At 70.7% G+C, this 21506-nt stretch carries 20 protein-coding genes and 2 pseudogenes; 9 read left to right on the top strand and 13 right to left on the bottom strand.

Annotated elements, in window-relative coordinates:
* Window positions 1-1308 carry an aminotransferase class I/II-fold pyridoxal phosphate-dependent enzyme gene (locus tag ABZS54_RS30185; protein ID WP_355543015.1) on the bottom strand — a complete coding sequence of 436 codons (1308 nt, stop codon included), beginning with the start codon at window positions 1306-1308 and terminating at the stop codon, window positions 1-3.
* Between the two features lie 191 nt (window positions 1309-1499).
* Between ABZS54_RS30185 and ABZS54_RS30180 the strand changes: the two genes are divergently transcribed.
* A complete protein-coding gene (locus ABZS54_RS30180) occupies window positions 1500-2156 on the top strand; it encodes a pyridoxamine 5'-phosphate oxidase family protein (protein ID WP_355543012.1) in 657 nt (218 codons plus the stop codon).
* Between the two features lie 179 nt (window positions 2157-2335).
* Here ABZS54_RS30180 and ABZS54_RS30175 read toward each other — a convergent pair whose 3' ends face one another.
* From ABZS54_RS30175 to ABZS54_RS30160, 4 genes are all read right to left on the bottom strand, one after another.
* Window positions 2336-3013: an ABC transporter gene (locus tag ABZS54_RS30175; protein WP_355543009.1), complete on the bottom strand. Its 678-nt coding sequence runs from the start codon at window positions 3011-3013 to the stop codon at window positions 2336-2338.
* Entirely contained in the window at window positions 3010-3837 is an 828-nt protein-coding gene (locus ABZS54_RS30170) for an ABC transporter ATP-binding protein (RefSeq protein WP_355543006.1), read from the bottom strand. The genes ABZS54_RS30175 and ABZS54_RS30170 overlap by 4 nt, the downstream gene beginning before the upstream one ends.
* A gap of 290 nt (window positions 3838-4127) precedes the next feature.
* Window positions 4128-5714, bottom strand: coding sequence for an alpha/beta hydrolase (locus ABZS54_RS30165; RefSeq protein ID WP_355543003.1), 1587 nt, complete (start codon window positions 5712-5714; stop codon window positions 4128-4130).
* A gap of 513 nt (window positions 5715-6227) precedes the next feature.
* Window positions 6228-6989 (bottom strand): antibiotic biosynthesis monooxygenase, encoded by a 762-nt coding sequence (locus ABZS54_RS30160; protein ID WP_355543000.1) that lies wholly within the window; start codon window positions 6987-6989, stop codon window positions 6228-6230.
* Window positions 6990-7331: 342 nt separating this feature from the next.
* Here ABZS54_RS30160 and ABZS54_RS30155 point away from each other — a divergent pair, with 342 nt between their 5' ends.
* Window positions 7332-7718 (top strand): VOC family protein, encoded by a 387-nt coding sequence (locus ABZS54_RS30155; protein WP_355542997.1) that lies wholly within the window; start codon window positions 7332-7334, stop codon window positions 7716-7718.
* A gap of 6 nt (window positions 7719-7724) precedes the next feature.
* Window positions 7725-8309: a GNAT family N-acetyltransferase gene (locus ABZS54_RS30150; protein WP_355542994.1), complete on the top strand. Its 585-nt coding sequence runs from the start codon at window positions 7725-7727 to the stop codon at window positions 8307-8309.
* Between the two features lie 797 nt (window positions 8310-9106).
* On the opposite strand, the gene ABZS54_RS30145 is transcribed toward ABZS54_RS30150, so the two are convergent.
* The gene (locus ABZS54_RS30145; RefSeq protein WP_355542991.1) at window positions 9107-9529 is read right to left on the bottom strand and encodes a WYL domain-containing protein; all 423 of its coding nucleotides are present in this window, start codon (window positions 9527-9529) and stop codon (window positions 9107-9109) included.
* Here ABZS54_RS30145 and ABZS54_RS30140 point away from each other — a divergent pair.
* Window positions 9437-9842: pseudogene (locus ABZS54_RS30140) on the top strand (nuclear transport factor 2 family protein). The gene ABZS54_RS30145 and the pseudogene ABZS54_RS30140 overlap by 93 nt on opposite strands.
* Before the next feature lie 46 nt (window positions 9843-9888).
* Here ABZS54_RS30140 and ABZS54_RS30135 read toward each other — a convergent pair.
* Together ABZS54_RS30135 and ABZS54_RS30130 are read right to left on the bottom strand one after the other, a co-directional pair.
* Window positions 9889-10650: a dienelactone hydrolase family protein gene (locus tag ABZS54_RS30135; RefSeq protein WP_355542988.1), complete on the bottom strand. Its 762-nt coding sequence runs from the start codon at window positions 10648-10650 to the stop codon at window positions 9889-9891.
* Between the two features lie 10 nt (window positions 10651-10660).
* Window positions 10661-10888, bottom strand: a pseudogene (locus ABZS54_RS30130) (aldo/keto reductase); the annotation flags it as partial.
* A gap of 178 nt (window positions 10889-11066) precedes the next feature.
* On the opposite strand from ABZS54_RS30130, the gene ABZS54_RS30125 reads away from it, so the two are divergent.
* A complete protein-coding gene (locus ABZS54_RS30125; RefSeq protein ID WP_355542985.1) occupies window positions 11067-11957 on the top strand; it encodes a helix-turn-helix transcriptional regulator in 891 nt (296 codons plus the stop codon).
* A gap of 76 nt (window positions 11958-12033) precedes the next feature.
* Here the strand turns inward: ABZS54_RS30125 and ABZS54_RS30120 are convergent, their stop codons facing one another.
* Both ABZS54_RS30120 and ABZS54_RS30115 read right to left on the bottom strand, forming a co-directional pair.
* Complete coding sequence (locus ABZS54_RS30120) at window positions 12034-13734, bottom strand: amidohydrolase (RefSeq protein ID WP_355542982.1); 1701 nt, start codon at window positions 13732-13734, stop codon at window positions 12034-12036.
* Window positions 13731-15272: an APC family permease gene (locus tag ABZS54_RS30115; RefSeq protein ID WP_355542979.1), complete on the bottom strand. Its 1542-nt coding sequence runs from the start codon at window positions 15270-15272 to the stop codon at window positions 13731-13733. Before ABZS54_RS30115 ends, ABZS54_RS30120 begins: the two co-directional genes overlap by 4 nt.
* A gap of 314 nt (window positions 15273-15586) precedes the next feature.
* Here ABZS54_RS30115 and ABZS54_RS30110 point away from each other — a divergent pair, with 314 nt between their 5' ends.
* The 3 genes from ABZS54_RS30110 to ABZS54_RS30100 all read left to right on the top strand — a co-directional run bounded on the left by ABZS54_RS30110 (window position 15587) and on the right by ABZS54_RS30100 (window position 18023).
* Window positions 15587-16213, top strand: a complete 627-nt coding sequence (locus ABZS54_RS30110; protein WP_355542976.1) for a TetR/AcrR family transcriptional regulator — start codon at window positions 15587-15589, stop codon at window positions 16211-16213.
* Between the two features lie 124 nt (window positions 16214-16337).
* On the top strand, window positions 16338-17048 hold the full coding sequence (locus ABZS54_RS30105) for a lysophospholipid acyltransferase family protein (protein ID WP_355542973.1): 711 nt from the start codon (window positions 16338-16340) through the stop codon (window positions 17046-17048).
* A gap of 579 nt (window positions 17049-17627) precedes the next feature.
* Window positions 17628-18023: a nuclear transport factor 2 family protein gene (locus tag ABZS54_RS30100; protein WP_355542970.1), complete on the top strand. Its 396-nt coding sequence runs from the start codon at window positions 17628-17630 to the stop codon at window positions 18021-18023.
* Between the two features lie 49 nt (window positions 18024-18072).
* Here the strand turns inward: ABZS54_RS30100 and ABZS54_RS30095 are convergent, their stop codons facing one another.
* The gene (locus ABZS54_RS30095) at window positions 18073-18939 is read right to left on the bottom strand and encodes a fused MFS/spermidine synthase (protein ID WP_355542967.1); all 867 of its coding nucleotides are present in this window, start codon (window positions 18937-18939) and stop codon (window positions 18073-18075) included.
* Between the two features lie 160 nt (window positions 18940-19099).
* Between ABZS54_RS30095 and ABZS54_RS30090 the strand changes: the two genes are divergently transcribed.
* Window positions 19100-19756 (top strand): MBL fold metallo-hydrolase, encoded by a 657-nt coding sequence (locus ABZS54_RS30090; protein ID WP_355542964.1) that lies wholly within the window; start codon window positions 19100-19102, stop codon window positions 19754-19756.
* Between the two features lie 38 nt (window positions 19757-19794).
* On the opposite strand, the gene ABZS54_RS30085 is transcribed toward ABZS54_RS30090, so the two are convergent.
* Both ABZS54_RS30085 and ABZS54_RS30080 read right to left on the bottom strand, forming a co-directional pair.
* Entirely contained in the window at window positions 19795-20451 is a 657-nt protein-coding gene (locus ABZS54_RS30085; protein WP_355542961.1) for an enoyl-CoA hydratase-related protein, read from the bottom strand.
* A gap of 2 nt (window positions 20452-20453) precedes the next feature.
* Complete coding sequence (locus ABZS54_RS30080; RefSeq protein WP_355542958.1) at window positions 20454-21122, bottom strand: helix-turn-helix domain-containing protein; 669 nt, start codon at window positions 21120-21122, stop codon at window positions 20454-20456.
* Between the last annotated feature and the right edge of the window lie 384 nt (window positions 21123-21506).

The raw sequence follows: 21506 nt of genomic DNA, 5'->3' as shown, positions 1-21506 counted from the left end.
TCACCGCGTCTGCCGGCGGGTCCCGGTCCGTACCGCGAGGGCCACCGCGTCGGCCAGCCGCTCGGTCTCCTCGCCGGCGAGGGTGGACACGGTGATCCGCAGGCCGGGCGGGGAGGTGATCCGGAACCGCGAGCCGGGCGCGACCACCCAGCCCCGGGCCAGCAGGCCGGCCACGGCGGTGGTCTCGTCCGGCACCTCGATCCACACGTTGATCCCGGTCCGGCCGACCGAGGCCACCCCGCGGGCGCGCAGCGCGTCGATCAGGCGGGTACGGCGCACCCGGTACGTCTCGCGCGCCAGTCGCACACGTTCGGCCACGTCGGGGTCGGTCCACGCGTGGGCGACCGCGTGTTGCAGCACGTGGCTGACCCAGCCGGGGCCGAGCCGCTGCCGGCCGCCGATCCGGTCGACGGTGACCGCGTCGCCGGTCAGGACCGCGCAGCGCAGGTCCGGGCCGTATGCCTTGGACGCCGAGCGGATGTGTGCCCAGTGGGTGCCGACGCCGGTGAGGGTGTGCAGGCCCAGGCCGGAGATGTCGTTGCCGTGGTCGTCCTCCAGGAGCACCACGTGCGGGTGTGCGGCCAGGATCGGGCGCAGTTCGGCGGCCCGTTCCGCCGACACACAGGCGCCGGTGGGGTTTTGTGCGCGGGCGGTGACCACGAACGCGCGGGCGCCGGCGCGCAGCGCGGCCTCGGTCGCGGCCGGGTCGGGACCGTCGTCGTCGACCGGGATCGGCCGCGGGGTCAGGTTCAGCGCGGCGAGCAGGTCGAGCAGGTTGCCCCAGCCCGGATCCTCGACCGCGACCAGGTCGCCGGGCCGCAGGTGTGCGGTGAGCGTGCGCTCCATGCCGTCCAGCGCACCGGAGGTGGCGGCCAGGTGCGCGCTGCCCACGCCGCTGTCCTGTAGCACCGCACGGGCGGCCTCGGCGAACGGCTCGTACAGGGCACCGTGCAGGTAGAGCGGACGCCAGCCGCTCGGATCGGGAAAGGCCGGCGACGGCAGCAGCGCGGGGTCGGGCTCGCCGTTGGACAGGTCGCGGGTGCCGGGCGGCACGTTGGGCCCCAGGTCGTCGCGCCGGGTGGTCGCCGGGCGGGCCCGGATCCGGGTGCCGGCCCGGCCGTGTGTCTCCACGATGCCGCGTTCGCGCAGGGTGCGGTACGCGGCGGCGACGGTGTTGGCGTTGACACCCAGCTCGGCCGCGAGCACACGAACCGGCGGCAGCGCGTCGCCGGGCGCGAGTTCGCGTGCGTGCAGGTCGCGTTCGACGGATGCGGCGATGTCGGCGGCGGTGCGACCGGTGGTGGCCATGCTTCTCCTGCGTCTGGGCGTCACGCGACGGGTTGCGGCTGCCGGAATCGCACTCCGGACTCCGGCTGCGGATTCCGCCGCAGACTCCGAATCCGGCAGGTCGTCGGATTATGCCGTTGACATCCTCCCCGAACCCGCCTCTATTGTACTACTCCAATAACTATTTTGAACTAGTACAAAGGATCTTCGGGATGACCGACTACCCCGCCACCGCCGCCACCACTCCCCATCGGCACCGCGATCGCATGCACTACGACGTCGAGGCGGTACACGCGATCCTCGACGCCGGCTTCCTCGCGCACGTCTCGTTCACCCTCGGCGGTCGGCCGCAGCTGATCCCGCTCGCGTTCGGCCGCGACGGCGAGCGTCTGTACCTGCACACCTCCAGCGGCGGGCAGCTCGCACTGGCCGCGCGGGCGAGCGGCGCCGAGGGTCTGCCGGTGGCGGTCTCGGTCACCCACGTGGACTCCGTGGTGCTCTCCCGCTCGGCGATGCACCACTCGATGGACTACCGCTGTGTGATCGCGCACGGCCCGCTGGTGCACGTCACCGACCCGGAGGAGCAGTTGCACGCCTACCGGGTGATCATCGACCACCTGGTCCCGGGGCGCGCCGACGACGTCCGCCCGCCCAACCCGAAGGAGAACGCGCAGACCGCGGTCTTCCGATTGGAACTGGACCAGGTCGCCGCGAAGATCCGCGACCACGGCCTGGCCGAGGACCCCGACGACCTCGACCTGCCGCACTTCGCCGGCGTGGTCCCGCTGACCACCACGCGCGGGCCGGTGCACCCGGACCGGGACCAGGAGATCCCGGCCTACCTGGCAAAGTGGCTCGGCGCGTCCTGACCCGGGTCGGCCGCCGACGCGGCATGGCGGTCGGGTGCCGGGGCGGCCGGCACCCGTCCCGAACCACCCCGGGCACCCCGAGCCCCTGCACGAACGAGGCGCACCGGCCCGGCGCGGCACCAGGGTGCGGCGATGGGCACCGAACCGCCCGGCGGCGGCCCTCACCCCACGCGCCCGGATCAGTCGTGTTCCGCCCGCGCCGCGACGCGGCAGGCAGCCGCCACCGCTACCACGAATATGCCTGCCACGATGGCGAGTTGTGTGGACGGCAGGTCCACCCGGTCGTTCTTGGCTGCGTGGGTGACCACCTCCAGGACGCGCGCCGCCGGGCTTCCGGGGACCACCAGTGCGGCCAGGGTGGCCAGCGCCGCGAGCGGGACGGCGTACGCCGGGCGCCGCAGCATCGGGCGGTTGGTCAGCGCGCCGAGCGCCACGCCGGCCAGGATGGTGACGAGTTGGGCCACCGCCCCCGCGGCGATCGCCTCGCCTCGACTCACACCGTGCGTCGCGTGGTCGGCGATCCGGTCGGTCGAGGCGGCCAGGGCCGCGGTACACAGCGCGGCGAGCACACAGGTCAGGACCAGCGCGACCAACAGCGCGGCTAGATGCGCACGGCCTGGTCCGACCGCGGCCGAGGCGGTCTGCCGAGCCGCCGCGGGCTCGACCGTGACGGACACGCGCGTGAGCCACACCGCGATCGGCATGATCGCGGCGGCGGCCCACGCGAACGAGGCGAGCAGCGGGTCGCCGCCGGCCACGCCGATCGCCATCACCGCGGCGTACACCAGCGCGGGCGGTACCCATCGGTAGGACCGCAGCAGAAGGGCGGCCTGATAACGCACCACGGCGGAGATCACGCGCCGTCTCCTTCCCGGTGCACCGCGCGCACGCCGACCCCGGGCACGGCGGTGAGCAGGTGGCGCAACAACGCGTCGGAGTGCGCCGTGGTGCTGTGCAGCCGAAGGACGCCCGGCCGCGTCTCCTCGCGGACGGGATCGCCCGGGAGGCGGTCGAGTTCGGGGCGGTGGCCGCCGTCGATGTCGATCACCACCCGGATGGCATTCGCGGTGGGAATCGCCGGCACGACCACGCCCGCCTCGACCCGGTACGTGTCGGTCACCTCGTCGGCCAGGCGGCGCGGGTCGTGGTCGACGAAGACCACGGTGGCACCGGCCTCGACCCGCTCGACGACACAACCGTCCAGGACGTCGCGCGAGGGAACGTCGAGTCCGGTCCACGCCTCGTCCAGTACGAGCAGATCGGGTTCGGCCAGGAACGCCTGGGCAACCGCGACCTTCTGGCAGGTGCCCTTGGACAGCCCGCGCAGCGGCGCTCGTACCTTGTCCGCGAAGTCCAGCCGCTCGGCCCAGTCCTCGGCCCGCCGCCGGCTCTCCCGGCCGGTGAGACCGTGCAATCGGCCCAGGTGGGTGAGGTATCGCAGTGCGGTGAGCGGTAGTTCGGGAGGGAATCGCTCGGGAACGTAGGCGGCCGAGCCGCGTTCGGTGACACTGCCGGTGGTCGGTTCGCAGACCCCGGCGACGACCCGCAACAGGGTGGACTTGCCGCTGCCGTTGCCGCCTTCGACCCGGACCAGCCCGCCGCGCGGCAGGTGTAGATCCACTCCGCGCAGCACCCACGGACCGCGCAGGGCATATCGCTTGCCGACACCCGTCAGGTGCACCGCCGTCCCCCTTCACCGGAACCTCGGCAGCAGACCTTACGGCAGGACGGGGCCGGACACATCGCGCAGCCGAGCGGGACGAGCGCGAACCACCGGGTGGTTGGCGGAAGTTCGTGGCCGGCACCGCAGCAGGCCGGCAGCGGGTCTGCGGCGGGTCGGCCCGACGGGCGGGAGGCGTAGGGCCCGCCGCGGAAGCGACGGGCCCGTACGGACGTACTCGTGGTGCGGTGTCGCACGGTGCCGTGATGGCGTGGTGCGCGTGCCGCGGTGTGTGTCGGCGTGGTGCAGACCTACAGAGCGGTCTTGGAAACCTTCGGTGCGGCGGCCTTCAGGTCCGCAGCCGCCGGGTTCGGTACCGGGTCGGGAAGCTTCTGGCAGACCGCGTCGGCCGGGCCGTGGCCCCTGCCCTTCGGGGTCTTGCCGGTGACCAGGTACTCGTTCAGGTAGTTGTCCAGGCAGCTGCTGCCGCTGAGCGAGATGCCGTGGTTGCGGCCGCCCTGCTCGACCACGAGGGCCGAGTCACGGAGCAGGCGGTGCATCGTGACGCCACCCTCGTAGGGGGTCGCGGCATCGTTCGTCGCCTGGAACAGCAGGGTCTTGGGCAGCTTGTCGTTGGCGACGTTCACCGGCTTCAGGCTCGACGTCGGCCAGAACGCACAGGCCGCGTTGAACCAGACGTTGTTCCAGGTCAGGAAGGGCGCCTTGGCGTACGTCTTGACGGCGTCCCGGTGCCAGGTCGCCCAGTCCTTGGGCCAAGCCGCGTCCCGGCACTGGGTGGCCAGGTAGCCACTGTTGATGTTGTCGTTGCCCGGGCTCGCCGCCGCCAGGTCCTCGTACGCGGTGCGCAGCGGAGCCGTGACGTGGTCGACCACGTATCCCGAGAAGCCTTCGGCCAGTTCGGCCCACGTCGAGTCGTTGTAGCCGCCCTGCGCGAACGCGTCCTCGATCTCGGCGCCACCGACGACGCCCTCGGCCGGGGTCTTGCTCAACGCGTCGCGCATCGTGTACCAGGCACGCTCGACCTGGGCGGGATCGGTGCCCAGGCGGTAGTTCGCGTCGTACTTGGCGACCCAACCGAAGAACGCCTTCATGTTGCTGTCGAAGGCCACATCCTGGGTGAGCTGGCCGCCGTACCAGACGCTGTCCTTGCTCGGGTCGACGATGCTGTCCAGCACCAGTCGCTTGACCCGGCTCGGGAACAGCTTGGCGTAGACCGAGCCGAGGTAAGTGCCGTACGAATACCCGAAGTAGCTGATCTGCTTGGCCCCCAGGGCGGCGCGGATCGAGTCCATGTCCGCGGCCGAGGCCGGCGTGTTCATGTGCTTCAGGAAGTCGCCGTACTTGGTGCCACACGCCTGGGCGTACTCGTACACCCGCTTGATGTTGGTCAGTTCGTCACCGAAGTTGTCCGGGACGGTGTCCGGACGAACCGGGTTGTTGAAGCCCGGGACGCAGTCCAGGTGCGGCTCGCTGGCACCCGCGCCGCGGGGATCGAAGCCGATCACGTCGAACTGCGCGGCCACCTCGGGACGCAGGTTCTTCGCGACGTAGCCGGCCAGTCCTCGACCCGGCGCACCGGGGCCGCCGGGGTTGACCAGGAGCGGGCCGAGCGACTTGGCGGCGGTGTGCGGAATCCGCGACACCGCGATGGTGATCTGCCGACCGCCCGGGTTGCTGTGGTCCATCGGGACCTGGAGTGAACCACATTCCAGCGTCGGATAGTTCGAGCTGCCGCAGTTCTTCCAGGCAATGGGGGTGGCTGTTGACTCGGCCTGGGTTGCGGGCGAGTCGTCCGCCAAAGCCGGCGGAGCGAGGGTCAGGAGCCCGCCCACCAACGTAGTGGCGGCTGCGAACGCGACGAGAGTGTGTCTCTTCACGTGGGTGTTCCTCCATGTGACGGATCTGTCACGAGTGACATCGACGCCGCAGATGCTGCCGTGTCAATGACCGATGCGACGAGGGGGCGGTCGGGTCGGAACGGGAATCCTTGCCAAGCGGAGAGGTAACCGTTACCCAGATTTTGGGTTTACCACGCACCGGGTCCGTTTGGCGACATATGTAGGCGAGTGGGCAAGGAGTCGGTCGATTGCGCTCCGTGGCCGACGCGCGTAGCTGATCCGGGGGTCCGGCGTGCTGATCGCTCGCGCAACGACCCGCCCGCGCCCCGCGGTCGCCCGGCCTTCGCTCGGCGCCGTCGGGTGGTTGCCCGATACGCGTCGGTGATCACCCGGTCGGCGCCCGGTGTTCGATCCGTACCCGATCCCTCTCGCATGCCCCCGGGAGGGGCCGGAAGCCACTGCCCTCGGCCGCCCGTGCGCAGGCCGGATCGGCCCGGATCAGGCCCGAGGGCCTGCGTCGGGCCCGATCCGGGTCGGTCGGCGCAGGTTCGGTCAGCCCAGGTACGGCGGAGTCTGACCCCAGTCCCAGCGCGGCATCGGCGAGTCCGGGAGCGGCGGCGGGTTGGGCCCGGAGTACAGGATCGCCATCCGGGTGCCCCACTCCAGGTAGTACGCGAGCACACCGCGGAACTCCGGGTCGGCCGGCAGGTCCACGTCGTCGGCCGTCTCCAGGAGCAGCGCGACCCAACGGCGCCGCTGCGTCTCGGTGATCCCCCGACCCAGGTGGCGCGAGGCCATGTGTCGGTGTCCGCCCAACTCGGTGCTGTACCGGGACGGGCCGCCGAAGACCTCGCCCAGCCAGGACGCCACGTGTTCGGCGTGGTGCGGGTCCATGTTCGCGAACACCGGAGCGAGGATCTCGTCCTTGACCACCCGCTCGTAGAACGTGCCGAACAGCCGCTCGAACGCGGGCGCGCCGCCGGCCCACTCGTACAGCGTCGGGGTCGAACCTCCCTTGCCCACCACGTCGGTCACCGCGTAGTGCCGCATTTCCTCGATCGCGGTGACATACGGCCGGATCGCGGCGAAGAAGGCGGCGAAGTGCGCACCCTTGCGGAAGCCGTTCAGGTGCGCGTCCGACGAGGTCCAACGGATGCGCAGGATGTATGCGGACGCCTCTTCCTGGCACCTGCTCAACTCGTAGTCCACACACTCCGGCGCGGCCGCAAGCGACTCGGCCGCGCGCGCGTACGCGGCCTCGAACTCGGTACTGTCCGCTTCGGCGATCGTGTAGCGGATGTATTCGACGATCATGAACGGTCCCCCATGCAAGACGCTGGTTCGATCGCATCAACCATAGGCATGATCACCCGCCCGGTGATCATCGACGCGAGCTGATTTCGCCGACCGCGTAAGGGAATCCCCCCGACCCCTTCAATCGGCGACCACCACCCCACCCGCCACCGCGCACCCCGCGGAACCACTCCCGCGGGCCTGACGCGGGAGCGCGATGCGGGGCGTGGGGCACGGACTCGGCGCGCGGACTCGGCGCGCGGACCCGTTGTCGGTTGGTTTCGAGACCGGCATGACCTTGTGCCGCGTAGGGGGTTGGATAGGGGATTGCGGAGGCGGGAGAGTTCGGGAGGATTGTTGTCGATGGTTGGCAGGGTGCAGTGTGTTGTGTTGGATTGCGCGGATGTTCGCGAACTCGCTCGCTTCTACGCGGCACTTCTCGGCGGTGAGGTGAATCGGCCCGATCCTCGGTGGGCGGTCGGCGACGAGTTCGCCACCGTTCATACGGAGGGCGATCAGTCGGGTTCGGGCCTGGTGTTGGCGTTTCAGCGTGTGGCGGACCATCGAGCGCCGCAGTGGCCCGACGCCGCGCATCCGCAGCAGGTTCATCTGGACGTGGACGTTCCGGATATGGACGAGGCGCATGAGCGGGTGGTCGGGCTCGGGGCCGCGTTGCTTCGGGTCGACTCGCGTGGGTGGCGGGTGTACGCCGATCCGGCGGGTCACCCGTTCTGCCTCCTCGGCGGGTGAGGACGGGTGGACGCCACGGGCACCGGGCACCGAAAGCCCGTAAAGGCCGAGCAGCCCGACGCCCCCGCCCGCACCGGCGGCCCCGCGTCGTTCATCGGAACCGCCGGATCCGCCCTCGTGCCCCTCGCCCCCGCCGACCTTCCCGATCTGCACGACTTCCTGGTGCGTGCCGATCTCACGCTCAGTGGGCTCGATGCGGCCGGCGTGCGGTTGTGGCTGCTTCGGGATGGCGGCGGGAGGGTGTGCGGCAGCACCGGGTACGAGTTGTCCGCCACCGGTGATCACGCGCTGATACGTAGCGTCGCGGTGGATCGGGAGGCCCGGGGGCGCGGTCTGGGGCTGGAGTTGGCCCACTTCGCGCTCGACCACGCTGCTGCGGCCGGTGCCCGACGGGCGTGGTTGTTCAGCCGCCGATCAGGTCCGTTCTGGCAGCGGTTGGGCTTCGAGCCGGCCGATCGTACCCGCCTCGCGTCGTTCCTGGCCGACACTCACCAGGTGACCCTGTTCCGCGCGAGTGGCCAACTCGACCGCGAGGTGGCCTGGTCACGCGATCTCGGCCGAGGCGCGTCGCATCCGACGCCGGTCCGATGACGCCGTACGCACCGGAGCCCGTCCCCCGATCCCGCCGGGCGCGACGCGGCGGGATCGGGAAGGACGGGCCCTGGCCCGGCCCAGCCATCGGGCCAACTGCGGGACGCGGGCGGATCGGACGTGCGCCCCGCAGAGTCACTCGGACATTTGATCACTCGGGCGTCCAACCATGCGATCCGGTGGCCTCTCGATCCACTCGATCACGCAGCCGCCGAGTCGGCCGGCGTCCGGGCGGAACGGGCCCGAGTGCTCCTGAACAGGCCCCGAAAGCCCGAACACCCCGGCCCCGGCGACTCATCCTCAGCGGAAACCCGGCAAGTTCCGGCAAGCATCACCCCCGGGCTTCCCGGTGACCTCGCCTCCCCGTGCCTTGACACCTCGCAGCTCTCTACAACCGCACAGTTCTACAACCTCGCAGCCTTGCCACCAAGCCTCCCGCCACCCGCCCCGCCGGCGGCCGTGCCGCCCGGCGAGTCGCGGATCACGATGCACGCGACCCTATGATCCGGCTTCGTCGTCCGCGACTCCGGGTTGTGCTCCGAACGACAACCCGCCTCACCAACGAGTCGGTTGTGTACGAATTGGTCATGCCGGGGCACGAAAAAGCGACGGCCCCATCGGGTCCACCGCCCTTCATGATCCACAGGCAAAGGCTTGATTCTGCACGCCGAACCGGCGTCCCGCCGCCGAGATTCGTATAGCTACGGCAAAGAATGCAATATCCGGAAGTCCCGCGTCCGATGGGTAGGCGGCTGGTCCGCGGTCATCCCTTCGACGGATCTTCGCAATCGACCCAATCACCACCCCTCCACGCCGGCCTCCCTATCACGCCACCCGTACACCCGCGTCAACGCCGCCACCGCCGCCCGCATCCCCGCCCGCACTTCCGGTGGCCCGAGCACCTCCGCCTCGCCGCCGAACGGCAGGAGGGTCGTGATCGCCGAGTCGACCGACTCGATCGGGATGACAACCTCGACCCGGCCGTCGGCGTCGGGGCGGGTCGCGCTCGTACGAGCCGCGTGTACAACGACCGGCTCCATCCCGTCCATCAGCCGCTTCATCGCGATCGGCGACATCCGCACGGTCGCCGACGCGGGATGCCGGGTAATGCCGTCGTCGCGGAGTTCGTGCGCCGCGTCGGGTCGGGCGATCCGGATCGGATCGCCGAACTGTTCGCCGACAATGTGGACTGGCTGCTCGACTGGCCGGCCGAGGGCCACCCGTCGACGCCGTGGATCCGGCCGCGTTCGACGCGCGCGGACGTTGGCGCGCTTTCGCGAACTCGCCGCCGCGCACACCGACGACCACCCGCAGGAGGCCGGCCACCCGGTCGCCGCACCGGACCTGCGGATCCTGGTCGACGGGCCCGAGGCGGTCCTGTCGACCGAGATCCGACGTACGGCCGCGTCCACCGGCACCGCCTACCGGGCGCGATGCGCGGTGCACGTCACCGTCGAGGCGGGCCTGATCAGCCGCTACCACGTATACGAGGACAGCCTCACGGTGGCCCGGGCACACACCGCCGCCGACTGACCGACGGCAACGCACCCGCGCCAGGCCCACACCCGGCCGCCGCCCGCTACCCCTTCAGCGCCTGTGCCAGCAACGCCGTGGCCCGCGCCCAGGCGTCCTCCGCCGCCGCCGGACGGTACGTATCGCGCTCCTGGCAGGCGAAGCCGTGCGGCGTGTCCGGGTACACCACGAACTCGTGTCGCACCCCGGACTCGGCCAACCGGCGCGCGATCGACTCCCGCTCGTCGGCCGGGTAGAGGTGGTCGTCCGCACCGATCAGCACCAGCACGGGCGTGTCGTACCGGGCGATCGACGCAGTCAGCGTCACCGTCGGCTCCGGCCGCCCCAAACCGATCTCCGCGCTCGTCAGCCACCCCGGATAGAACGCGACCAAGGCCGCCAACGGCACCTGCGTCGCCGCGTAATAGGCGATGTGCCCACCCGCGCTCAACCCCACCATCGCGGTGGGCGCATCGTCGCCGAACCGCCGGCCCAACTCCGCTACGGCCGCCGTGACATCGGCCCGCACGCCGTCCCGGGTCAATCCGCCCACGAGGTCGAGCCCGCGCGCCCGGCCGTCGGGGTCGGCGGGCAGCTCGATCCGGCGGCCCGCCCGGTGGTAGAAGTCCGGTACCAGGGCCCGGTATCCGAGCCCGGCAAGCACGTCGGCGACGCCTCGTACATAGCCGGTGATGCCGAACATCTCGAAGCCCACGAGCACGTTCGGATGCGGACCGGGCCCGTCGGGACGAGCCAGATATCCCGACATCGGCACCGCCGCGCCCGGCACATCGATCTCGATCCACTCGTCGACAGTCGCCACTCTCACGCCTTCGTCCTCACGCCTTCGTCCTCGCGACCATCCCGGCGCCGAACGCCGCCCGGTTGCCGGCCCAGGCCGACCTCGGGGCCGCCGCTTCGAGTCGGGCGAGGTCCGCGGGGGTGAGCTCGATGGCCGCCGCCTCGATGTTCTCGGCCAAGCGCGTCGCGCTGCGCGTGCCGGGGATCGGCACCACGTCCTCGCCTTGGGCCAACAGCCAGGCCAACGCGAGCTGAGCCGGCTCGACGTCCCAGCGCCGAGACGGTAAGCCCCTGCCGCCCAGCGTTCGCGTCTTGATGGTGATCATGTCGACGACCCTAGGCTTGCTCCACACTGGTATCCAGAGACCGCTTTTACTGGTAACAGCAGTACCAGGACCAAGCGGGTGCGACCGGCTTCGAGAACCAACCAAGGAACCTGCCAGGATGCCCACCACTCCGGATCCCGCGGTCCCCGATCCGCCGACTCCCGATCGTCCCGCCCGCGCGCTGGCCGACTTCCTGCGCTCCCGCCGGGCGCGGCTCCAACCCGCCGACGTCGGTCTCCCGCCGGGCACCCGGCGCCGCACCCGCGGGCTGCGCCGCGAGGAGGTCGCCGGCCTCGCCACGATCTCGACCACGTACTACACGTTCCTGGAGCAGGGCCGCGACGTGCACCCGTCCCGTCAGGTCCTGGACGCGCTCGGTGCCGCGCTGCGACTCGAACCGGCCGAACACGCCCATCTGATCCACCTCGCGCAGGGCGAACCGGCCCCCGCGCCCGCCGGCGAGGCCGCCGAGGTGTTGTCCTCCGGCGTCGCGGCGCTGGTCGACCGCCTCGACCCGGACCCGACCTACGTCACCGGCCGTCGCTTCGACGTCCTCGCCGCCAACCACGCGGCCCGGGCACTGTGGACCGACTGGCCGCTGTTGCCGCCCGAGGAACGCAACATCGTCTGGTGGACCCTGGTCGCCCCCGAGGCGCGCACCCGGCTCGTCGACTGGGAGGCCGAGGCCGTCGGCGCGCTGGCCCGATTCCGCGCCGCCGCCGACCGCCACCCGGGCGACCCGGCCTTCGCCGACCTGATCCGCCGGCTGCGCGCCGCCGGGCCGGAGGCGGACGCGTGGTGGCCCCGACACGACGTGAGCGCGCTGTCCTCCGGCCGAAAGCGTCTTCGCCACCCACGATTGGGGCGCCTCGACCTCACCCGCGTGGTGCTTCAGGTCGCCGACCGGCCGGACCAGAAACTCGTCACCTTCACCGCCGAACCACCGCACCGGGAACGGATCGCCGAACTCGTCCGCGATGCCACTCGGCAAGCCGACGATCAATCCTGATCACACCCGCCGATCCGCCCCGACCACGCTCGACGATCCGTCCCGACCACGCCCGGCCCCGACCGCACCCCGAGCCCTACCTCGCGAACACCCGCTCCCCACCCACGAACGTCTCCAGCACCCGCGTCGCGCCGATCTCGCTCTCCGGCGCCGCGAACGGGTCGCGGTCGAGCACCACGAGGTCCGCGTGCTTGCCCACCACGATGCTGCCGGTGTCGTCCAGGTGGTTCGCGTACGCACTGCCCGCCGTGTACGCCGCCAGCGCGGTGTGCAGGTCGAGCCGCTGTTCCGGGAAGAAGACCGGCGCGTCCGAGCCGTGGATCCGCCGGTTCACCGCCACGTGGATGCCCTGGATCGGGTCCGGGCTGGACACCGGCCAGTCGCTGCCCGCGACCAACGTCGCACCGCTGCGCGCCAGCGCGCCGAACGGGTACTGCCACGCGGCCCGCTCCGCGCCCAGGAAGGGGATGGTCAACGTGTCCATCTGCGGCTCGTGCGCGGCCCACAGCGGCTGCATGTTCGCACTCGCGCCGAGTTCGCGGAACCGGTTGATGTCAGCCGGGTGCACCACCTGGAGGTGGGCCAGGTGCGGCCGGGTGTCCTTCCACCCGTTCGCCGCACGCATCGCGGCCACCGCGTCCAGCGCCTCCCGGACCGCGCGGTCGCCCAGCGCGTGGAAGTGCACCTGGAAGTCGTGCGCGTCCAGAGCCGTGACGTATCGCCGCAGCGCCTCCGGCTCGATGAAGCTGATCCCGCTGTTGTCGGAGGCGCACCCGCACGACGTCAGATAGGGGCTGAGCATCGCGGCGGTGAAGTTCTCCGCGACGCCGTCCTGCATGATCTTGACGGTCGTGCAGGACAACCGTCCGCGCGTGCCCGCGGCGCGCCGCGCGCGCAGTTCGTCGATCTGCTCGATCCCCCGGTCGCGCTGCCACCACAGCGAGCCGACCACGCGCGCGGTCAGCAGCCCGCGGTCCACCGCCGTCAGGTACGCGGTGCTCGCGTCACTGATGTTCGCGTGCGCGCCGAGCAGCGCGTCCTGCCACGCGGTGATGCCCAGCGAGTGCAGCAGTTCCTGCGCCCGGAGCAGGCCGGCCACCTGGTCCTCGGCGGTGAGTGGCGGCAGCAGCCGGCCGATCAGGTCGGCCGCGCCCTCCTGGAGCACGCCGGTCGGCTCACCGTCCGAGTCGCGCTCGATCCGGCCGTCGGCCGGGTCCGGGGTGTCCCGGGTGATGCCGCCCAGCCGCAGCGCCAGGCTGTTGGCCCAGGCGCCGTGATGGTCCCGGTTGGGCAGGAACACCGGCCGGTCCGGGACCAGGTCGTCGAGCATCGACCGGTGCGGCAGGCCGCCCGGGAACGCCTCCATCGACCAGCCGCCGCCGGTGATCCACTCGAGGTCCGGGTTGGCGTCCGCGTAGGCCCGCACCACCTGCCGGTATTCGGCGAGCGTCTCGTATTCGGACATGTCGCACTGGCCCATTTCCACGCCGCCACCCACCGGGTGCACGTGCGCGTCCTGGAAGCCCGGGATCAGCAGCTTGCCCGCGAGATCGACGACCTCGGTGCGATCGCCGATCAGGTCGCGCACCTCGTCGTGCCCGACCGCGATGATCCGCCCACCGCGCACGGCCACCGAGCTCGCCCGGCTGCGCGCCGCGTCGACGGTGTACACCGCGCCGCCGGTGAAGACGATGTCGGCAATCGCGGAAGCGGAGGCAACGGAGCCGGCGGAGGCAACCGAGGCGGCGGCGGAAGCGGTCTGCTCGGTCGTGCTCATGCGTTTTCCTTGGACTTGAATGCTTCGAAATCGGCGGCGTCGTTGTACCGGTCCATCGGCAGCTCGATCGAGTCGCCGTCGGTGCCCCGGCCGGTCTCGAAGTAGGCCGACTTGCGCACGTACTTGGCGTACGCGGCGAAGCCCAGGCCGCTGAGGATCACCACCACCGGCACGGAGAACATGAACCAGCCGTTGTCGGGGCTGAGCTCGAAGCTGTCGCTCATGGTCAGGTAGTCGTACGAGAGGTAGGCCCCGACGCCCAGCAGCGCCAGTCCGCTCAGTCCGGGGATGACCACGGCCCGCACGCCCTCACGCCGATCGGTGCGCAGCGTCGGCCAGAAGCGGACCGCGCAGGCGATGGCGGTCAGGCCGTAGTAGAACGCCACGATCAGGCCGATCGAGTTGACCGCGGCCAGGATCATGTCGTTGAGCTTGGGAATGCCGATCGCCAGGACAGCGGTGCCGGCGGCGATCGCCATGATCAGCACCGTGCCGATCGCGGGCGATCCGAAGGTCGGGTGGATCCGGGTCCACACCTTGCCGAGCGTCTGGTCGCGGCCCATCGCCAGCATGCCGCGCGCGGTGGGGATGACGCCGGACTGCAGGGAGGCGACCGCGGAGAAGATCAGCGCGAGCAGCGGCAGGCTCGCCCACGGGTCGGCGGCGAGGTGCGCGCCCAGGAAGGTCAGGCCCTGCGGCCCGTTCTCGGCCAGTTCCGGGACGGTCATCACGCGCTGGAAGGCGATCGCGCCGAGCAGGAACATGCCGAGCATCACGAACAGCGCGATCAAGCCGCCGCGAGCCGAGTCCTCGGGGTTCTTGGTCTCCTCGGTGACGCTGAACGCCGCGTCCCAGCCCCAGAAGAAGAACACCGCGAGCACCAGGCCCTGGGCGAAGTCCGCGGCCGAGTCGATCTCGAACGGGTTGAACCAGGAGAACGAGAACGGCTGCTCACCGGAGGCGATCGCCCAGACGCAGAAGATCAGCAGCACCGAGTACTCGAAGACGAGCAGGTAGGTCTGCAACCGGGTCGCCTGGTGCACGCCGGTGATCGCGAGCACGGTGACCACGACCAGGACGGCCAGGCCCAGGACGGTACTGAGCTTGGTCGAGTTCGGGTCCAGGGTCAGCCCGGCGAACTCGTGCAAGCCGGCCTTGTTGGCGAACTGGAGCAACACCGAGCCGGTGATCGCACTGGTGTACGCGAGGAAGATGATCGATCCGGCGAGCGCGACCCAGCCGGTGAGGAATCCGGAATACGGGCCGATCGACTTGCCGACCCAGACGTAGCCGCTGCCGCAGTTCGGCTCGACCCGGTTGAGCCGGGCGTACGCTCCGGCGATGCCGAGCATGGGCAGGAAGGCGATCAGGATGATGGCCGGCGTGGCCAACCCGACGGTGGCGGCCAGGCTGCCCATGCCGACGCCGATGCTGGTGGTGGCCGCCGTACTGGACGCGGCGACCGCGATGCCGTCGACGACACCGAGCGACTTGCGCAGCGCGGGCGGTTGATCGTCCCGGGGCAGGTTCGTGGACATCGGCGCTCCAAGGGAGGCTAAAGCTGACAGGGGGTGGACGCCGATGAAACAGCCTGCGTCAGAATTACGTCAATGGTGTTGACATAAGATTCTGCGCGAAGACGGTGACGCGCAGGATGGTGGCATTCGCACCGAGACGCCGGGCACCGGGCACGGCGCACGCCGAACCGGCTGCGGAGAAACAGGTGGAACGCATGGAGCATGTGGACCGGGGGGATCAAGCGGACCGAATGGACCGGGGGGATCGAGTGGACCGGGTGAACCGGGTGGTGGGTGAACGCCGCCGACGCCGACCGACCAAGTCGGGGACGGTCTTGTCCGAGGATGTCATTGTCGATTGTGCGGTACGCCTGATCGGGCACCAAGGCGCGGAGGCGCTGACCGTGCGCAAGCTCGGCGCCGCGCTCGGGTGTGACCCCACCGCCATCTATCGGTATTTCCGCAGCACCGACGACCTGCTGCTCGCGATCGCCGACTTCCTGATCGGCGAGACGCTGGTGGGCTACCGGCCGGGTCCCGACTGGGTGGCGTCGCTGCGCGAGCTGGGCCTGCGGGTGCGCGACGGCTATCTGCGCCACCCGCGCGTGGCCGCGATCGCGGCGGCCCGGGTGACCCGGCGGCACAACGAGTTCCGGGCCGTGGAGATGGGGGTCGCCCTGCTGCTCTCGGCGGGCTTCTCCCCCGCCGACGCGGTCCGCTACTACCGCGCGTTCATCGACACCGTCCTCGCGCACGCGGCCCTGGAGGCTTCCTATGCGGCGCTCGCACCCGAGGTGCGATCGGCCGACGACCGGTCCTGGGAGGAGACATACAACACGCTGCCCAAGACGGACTATCCGGCGATCGGCACCGTCCGCCGGCACCTGGCCGAGGAGATGGCGGGCAGTCCCTTCGAGGATGTGCTCGACCTGGTGCTGGAATCGCTGGCCCGGCGGGTGTGAGCGCGGTTGGGTGGAGCGGTATCGCTCACCAAGATCGAAGCCGTGACCAACATTTGACACTACGTAAACAGTGCAGGTGGGTACATGCGTCGTAGGGGGTGCCGCAGACTCGATAAGGTGGCGCGTGTTTCCAGACCTCACCCACTCCCACGGGGGATCCGTGCTGATCGACAAGTTCATGCATGGCGTCGTGGCGCCCACCGCGAAGGCGATCTATCGCCCGCACACCGAGGGCCGCGAGAACGTACCGATGACCGGCCCGGTCATCATCGCCAGCAACCACCTGTCGTTCGTTGACAGCGTCGCGATCCCCGTGGTCATGCCGCGCAAGGTGTCCTTCCTCGCGAAGGCCGAATATTTCGACGGCCCCGGGCTCAAGGGCCGGGTCAGCAAGGCGTTCTTCTCCGGAATCGGCGCCGTCCCGGTGCCCCGAGGCACGCACAGCGCGGCGAAGGCCGCCCTGGAAACCGCGCTCTCGGTGCTCGAACGCGGCGACGCGTTCGGGATCTACCCCGAGGGCACCCGCTCTCGCGACGGCCGGCTCTACCGCGGCAGGACCGGCGTCGCGTGGCTCGCGCTGGCCGCGCGCTGCCCGGTGGTGCCGGTCGGGATCATCGGCACGGACCAGGTCCAGCCGATCGGCTCGAACATCCCGAAGTTGTCGCCGCGCGCCCTCATCCGCTTCGGCGAACCGCTCGACTTTTCGCACCACTACGGGCGCAAGGACGTGGCCCGGGCCCGGCGCGAGATCACCGACGAGATCCTGGAAGCGATCCAGAAGTTGTCGGGCCAGGACTACGCGGGCGTATACAACGAGACGCCGGCGGAGGTCTGAGCCCGAGCGCTTCGGACGCCGCCGGGGATCTCAGCCCGAGCGCTTCGGACGCGCGGGCGGGATGCGCCTCAGCGCACCCGGCCGTCCCACTGCCACGCGCCGGCCGGGATCCGCGGCCGGCCCGGCAGGTCGCCCCGGCCCGTACGCCACAGCAGGACGTCGGCCGGGGCATCGCCCGCACCCGCCGGACCTGTCCGTCCCCGCCGCCGACGACGAGGGCCTGGCCACGGTCCCGCACTGGGCCGGCGCCCACCTCGACCGTCCGCTCACCGTCGAGGTCCTCACCCGGCCGCGCACGGATGAGTCCGCGTACCTTCTTCCGCCGCCTTCAGGCCGCCACCGGAACCACTCCGCTCCACTGGCTGCTCACCCAGCGCCCGGCCCAGGGTCCGATCGCTCCTGGAGACCACCGACCTCCCCATCGAGCAGATCGGCGAACGCAGCGACCGGGTGGATCGCCGACCTTGTGGATCCGGGACGGAAGTGGAACCACAAGGGAGTGGACCGGCGACGCGTGGAGTGACAGGGTGGAATGGTCGGCCATTCCTCCATGTTTGTTGCGGAAGGTGGCGAAATGCCATGGCTGAACATGCACACGCCGCTTTGATTCGTCAGGGGTACGAGGCGTTCTCGCGCGGCGACCTGGACGCCCTGCGGGCGATGATGACGACGGACTGCGCGCACCACGTCCCCGGCGACCACGAGCTGTCGGGCGACTTCAAGGGCGTGGAGGCGGTCCTCGGCTACTACGTACAACTCGCCACCGAGACGAACGGCACCTTCCGGGTCGAGTTGCAACACCTCTTCGTCGACGGTCGCGGCCACGTGATGTCGGTACATCGAGCCACCGGCGAGCGGGCGGGCAAGACGCTCGACCAAGTGGGCGGCATCGTGTTCCGCGTCATCGGCGAGAAGATCACCGACCTCGACGAGTGTGTCGAGGACATGGCGGCAGCGGAGGACTTCTGGGCCTGAACGAAGTCGTACGCCATCCGGCCAAGCCCAACGAGCCTGCTCCGGCCGCTCATCCGATACGGAACGTGCCTCCGGGCGGAGCCGGGGACGGCGTGGCCGTCTCGTCCGTCACCGGCGCGACGTCCCGCGAGAAGACCCGGGCCTCGATCCCGGAGAGCACCCGGGCCGGTGTGTCGTCGCCGGCCGTACGCCGAGCCAACTGGGACACCGGCAGCGTGATCATAGACGCCACGACGACGAGGTTGCCGAAGCGCCTGCCACGCAACACGCCCGGCTCGGCCATCAACGCCACCTCCGGGAACACCGCCCGCAGAGTGGCAACTTGAGCCCGCGCGAACTCGAGATCACCCCCATCGGCGATATTGGCCGCGTACACCCCGCCGGGCAGCAACACCCGAGCCGCCTCGGCGGCGAACTCCCGCGACGTCAGGTGAGCGGGCACCTGCGCTCCCCCGAAAACGTCGGCGATCACCAGATCGGCCGAGTCGTCGGGCCGCGCCGTCAGCTCGGCACGGGCGTCGCCCGTGCGTACGTCCATGCTCTCGCCCGCCGGCAACGGCAGATGTTCGAGCACCAACGCGGCCAGTTCGCCGTCGAGTTCGGCGACGGTCTGCGTCGAGCCGGGCCGGGTGGCCGCGATGTACCGGGGCAACGTCAGTCCACCGCCGCCCAGATGCAGCGCGGCAATCGGCGCACCCGGTTCGGCAACGAGATCGACAACGTGGCCGAGGCGCCGCGTGTACTCGAATTCCAGATGCTCGGGCTGGTCGAGATCCACGTACGACTGCGGCGAATCGTTGAGCGTGAGCAACCACGCGCGGGGCCGGTCGATGTCGGGCATCAGCAACGCCGCACCGAGATCCGTCGCCCGCCCCACCGGAATCGACTCGGTCGGTTCTTGCTGGTCGTCGTACATGCATCGATTGTCTCGCAACCGCGTGCCCCTCCCCGCCCCGGTATCGATGCCTTGGCATGATCGATTCGGGCAGCGGCAACAGGCACCGCAGCACCGCAGCACCGCAGCACCGCAGCACCGACCAGACTTCACGAAACGGAACCCATCCGGGAGAGCAGCCATGCAATTCACCAAGCTCGGCCACGCGTGCGTACGTCTGACCACGGATCGGGGCACCATCGTGATCGACCCCGGTGCCTTCAGCGAACCGGACGCGATGGTCGGGGCCGACGCCGTCCTGATCACCCACGAGCACTTCGACCACGTGGTCCCCGACACGCTCCGGGCCGCCGCCGCGGCCAATCCGGACCTGGAGATCTGGACCAATCCGGCCGTCGCCGCGCAGTTCCCCGACCTGGCCGGCCGAATCCACGCGGTGACACACGGCGACACGTTCGAGATCGGCGGCGCGCAGGGCGTGGCGGTACACGTACACGGCGAGAAGCACGCGGTGATCCACCCCGACATCGCCGTCATCGACAACGTCGGCTTCCTGATCGACGGCCGCGTCTTCCATCCCGGCGACGCGTTCACCCTTCCCGAGGAAGGGGTGCCCACGCTGCTGGTGCCGGCGGGCGCCCCCTGGCTCAAACTCGGCGACGCCGCCGACTACGTCCGCGCGGTCGCCCCGTCACAGGCGTTCCTGATCCACGACGGCGTGTACAACGACGCCGGCCTCGCCCTCGCCGAGCGCATCCTGGGCCAACTCGCCGGCTCCGACACCCGTCCCGTCCGGCGTCTGGCGCCAGGTCAGAGCACCTCGCTCCCCGGCGCCTGACACCGCACCCCGCACGCGCACCGCCCGCCCCGGGCCCGTCAGCGGGTGGTGAGCGCCGTCGCCGCAGCCGCGTACATGGTCGACTTGATCGCGCCCAGGGTGGTGCGATCCTTGCCCGCCAGCGGCTGTATCCGGGCCGTGGCCGCTTCCACCAGGCCCGCCTCGTCGGCGACGTCGTCGACCAACCCGATCTCCCGCGCCTGGATGCCGCCGAAGCGCTGTCCGGTGGTCATCGAGGCGACGGCGCAGGCCGGGGTCAGCTTGGCCTGGACGAGCGCGGCCATACCGGGCGAGAAGGGGATCCGGATGTCGACCTCGGGGAAGCAGAAGTAGCCGCGGTCGGCCCGCATGATGCGGAAGTCGTGGGCGATCGCGAACATCGCGCCACCCCCGAACGCGTGGCCGTTCACTGCGGCGATGGTCGGGACGGGCAGCGTGAGCATCCGGGCCAGCAGGTCCTCGACGTCGGCGATGTAGGGGACCATTTGCTCGCCGTGCTCGGCCAGCCAGTCCAGGTCGAGGCCGTTGGAATAGAACTTGCCCTGTCCCGTCGTGACCAGGACGGCCGGCTCGGGGTGCGCGACGACCGTGTCGAGCAGGGCGTGCACGCTCTTCAGCCAGTCCGGCGCGAACCGGTTCTCGTCGTCGCCGAGGTCCAGGACGAAGACGGTGTCCTCGTGGCGTAGTTCGGGCATGGTCATTCCTTTCCGGAAGTCGCCGTCCGCCCGGCATGCGCGGGCGGCGGCGGGAGGGCGAGGACCGCGCGGACCGCGGCCGCCAAACGTTCTCGGCTGTCGGCGCCGACCCGGGGCCGACCGTCGACGACCGGCCCGGTCAGTTCCCGGCGGAACACGGCCGTCGGCAGGTCGACCACACACAGCGTCACCACTTCGACGTTCGGCCCGTCGGCGCGGCCCCACAATCCCCGTGCCAGCCGGGTGAGCAGCGCCAACACCCGCTTGTCCAGAGCGAACAGCGCCTCGGCCGACTCCTGTGGCACCTCGGGACCGAGCAGTTGCTCGCGACGCACGCCCATGAGCAGCCGAGCCGCCTCGGGTCGCCGATCCGCGAATACCGCGGGCGCACTCGCCGCAGCCACCACCGCTCGAACACCGCTTTCGGGCCCGTCCGACCGCACCGCGTCGACGAGCTCCACCTGTAGGTCCAGGAAATCGCCCGCGGCGCGCGACCACACCTGCCCGAGCAACACCGGCAGCGACCCGAAGGCGTGATAGATCGCCCCGTTGGACACCCCCGAGGCCACCGCCAACGCCCGCACGGTGAACCGCTCCGGCCCACCATCGGCCACCAGCCGCTCGGCCACATCCAGCAGCCGGTCAAGATCGTGAACCCGAGGACGAGGCATGCCGAGACCATAACAGAGCAGCTGCTCCATAACTCTCCGCCGACGGCAGATGTCGCCGCCGACCGCTGCCGCCCACAGGGCTCCGGCCCCGAAGTGCGCCCCGGGCTCCCCCGCCGAACTGCGATTCCGAACTCCACCCCCGAGTTCCGTCCCCTCCGGGTGTACAGCGCGCCATCGTGGACTTGGACACGCGGTTCGGCGCCGGCGCCATTCTCGCCTCGGCGGTCCGCTCGGCGCGTACGGCGCTGCGCGTCGGCCCGGCCACCACCGCGAACCGCGATCGCCCCCGGCATCGGTAACCCCGGGGTTAACCACGGTTCCGAGATCGGCCGTTGTTCGAAGTGAGCGCGAACGACAGTCTTCAGACATCGAAGAACGGCACGG

It is taken from the genome of Embleya sp. NPDC005575, from assembly GCF_040605455.1.
Lineage (GTDB): Bacteria > Actinomycetota > Actinomycetes > Streptomycetales > Streptomycetaceae > Embleya.
This window is presented reverse-complemented; position numbering and strand designations above follow the sequence as displayed.

Coding starts and splice junctions, on each gene's coding strand:
- ABZS54_RS30160 (WP_355543000.1), bottom strand. CDS start 6,989: ATGATCGTCGAATACATCCGCTACACGATCGCCGAAGCGGACAGTACC.
- ABZS54_RS30095 (WP_355542967.1), bottom strand. CDS start 18,939: ATGTACGACGACCAGCAAGAACCGACCGAGTCGATTCCGGTGGGGCGG.
- ABZS54_RS30085 (WP_355542961.1), bottom strand. CDS start 20,451: ATGCCCGAACTACGCCACGAGGACACCGTCTTCGTCCTGGACCTCGGC.
- ABZS54_RS30080 (WP_355542958.1), bottom strand. CDS start 21,122: ATGCCTCGTCCTCGGGTTCACGATCTTGACCGGCTGCTGGATGTGGCC.
- ABZS54_RS30185 (WP_355543015.1), bottom strand. CDS start 1,308: ATGGCCACCACCGGTCGCACCGCCGCCGACATCGCCGCATCCGTCGAA.
- ABZS54_RS30125 (WP_355542985.1), top strand. CDS start 11,067: ATGCCCACCACTCCGGATCCCGCGGTCCCCGATCCGCCGACTCCCGAT.
- ABZS54_RS30090 (WP_355542964.1), top strand. CDS start 19,100: ATGCAATTCACCAAGCTCGGCCACGCGTGCGTACGTCTGACCACGGAT.
- ABZS54_RS30115 (WP_355542979.1), bottom strand. CDS start 15,272: ATGTCCACGAACCTGCCCCGGGACGATCAACCGCCCGCGCTGCGCAAG.
- ABZS54_RS30120 (WP_355542982.1), bottom strand. CDS start 13,734: ATGAGCACGACCGAGCAGACCGCTTCCGCCGCCGCCTCGGTTGCCTCC.
- ABZS54_RS30180 (WP_355543012.1), top strand. CDS start 1,500: ATGACCGACTACCCCGCCACCGCCGCCACCACTCCCCATCGGCACCGC.
- ABZS54_RS30155 (WP_355542997.1), top strand. CDS start 7,332: ATGGTTGGCAGGGTGCAGTGTGTTGTGTTGGATTGCGCGGATGTTCGC.
- ABZS54_RS30100 (WP_355542970.1), top strand. CDS start 17,628: ATGGCTGAACATGCACACGCCGCTTTGATTCGTCAGGGGTACGAGGCG.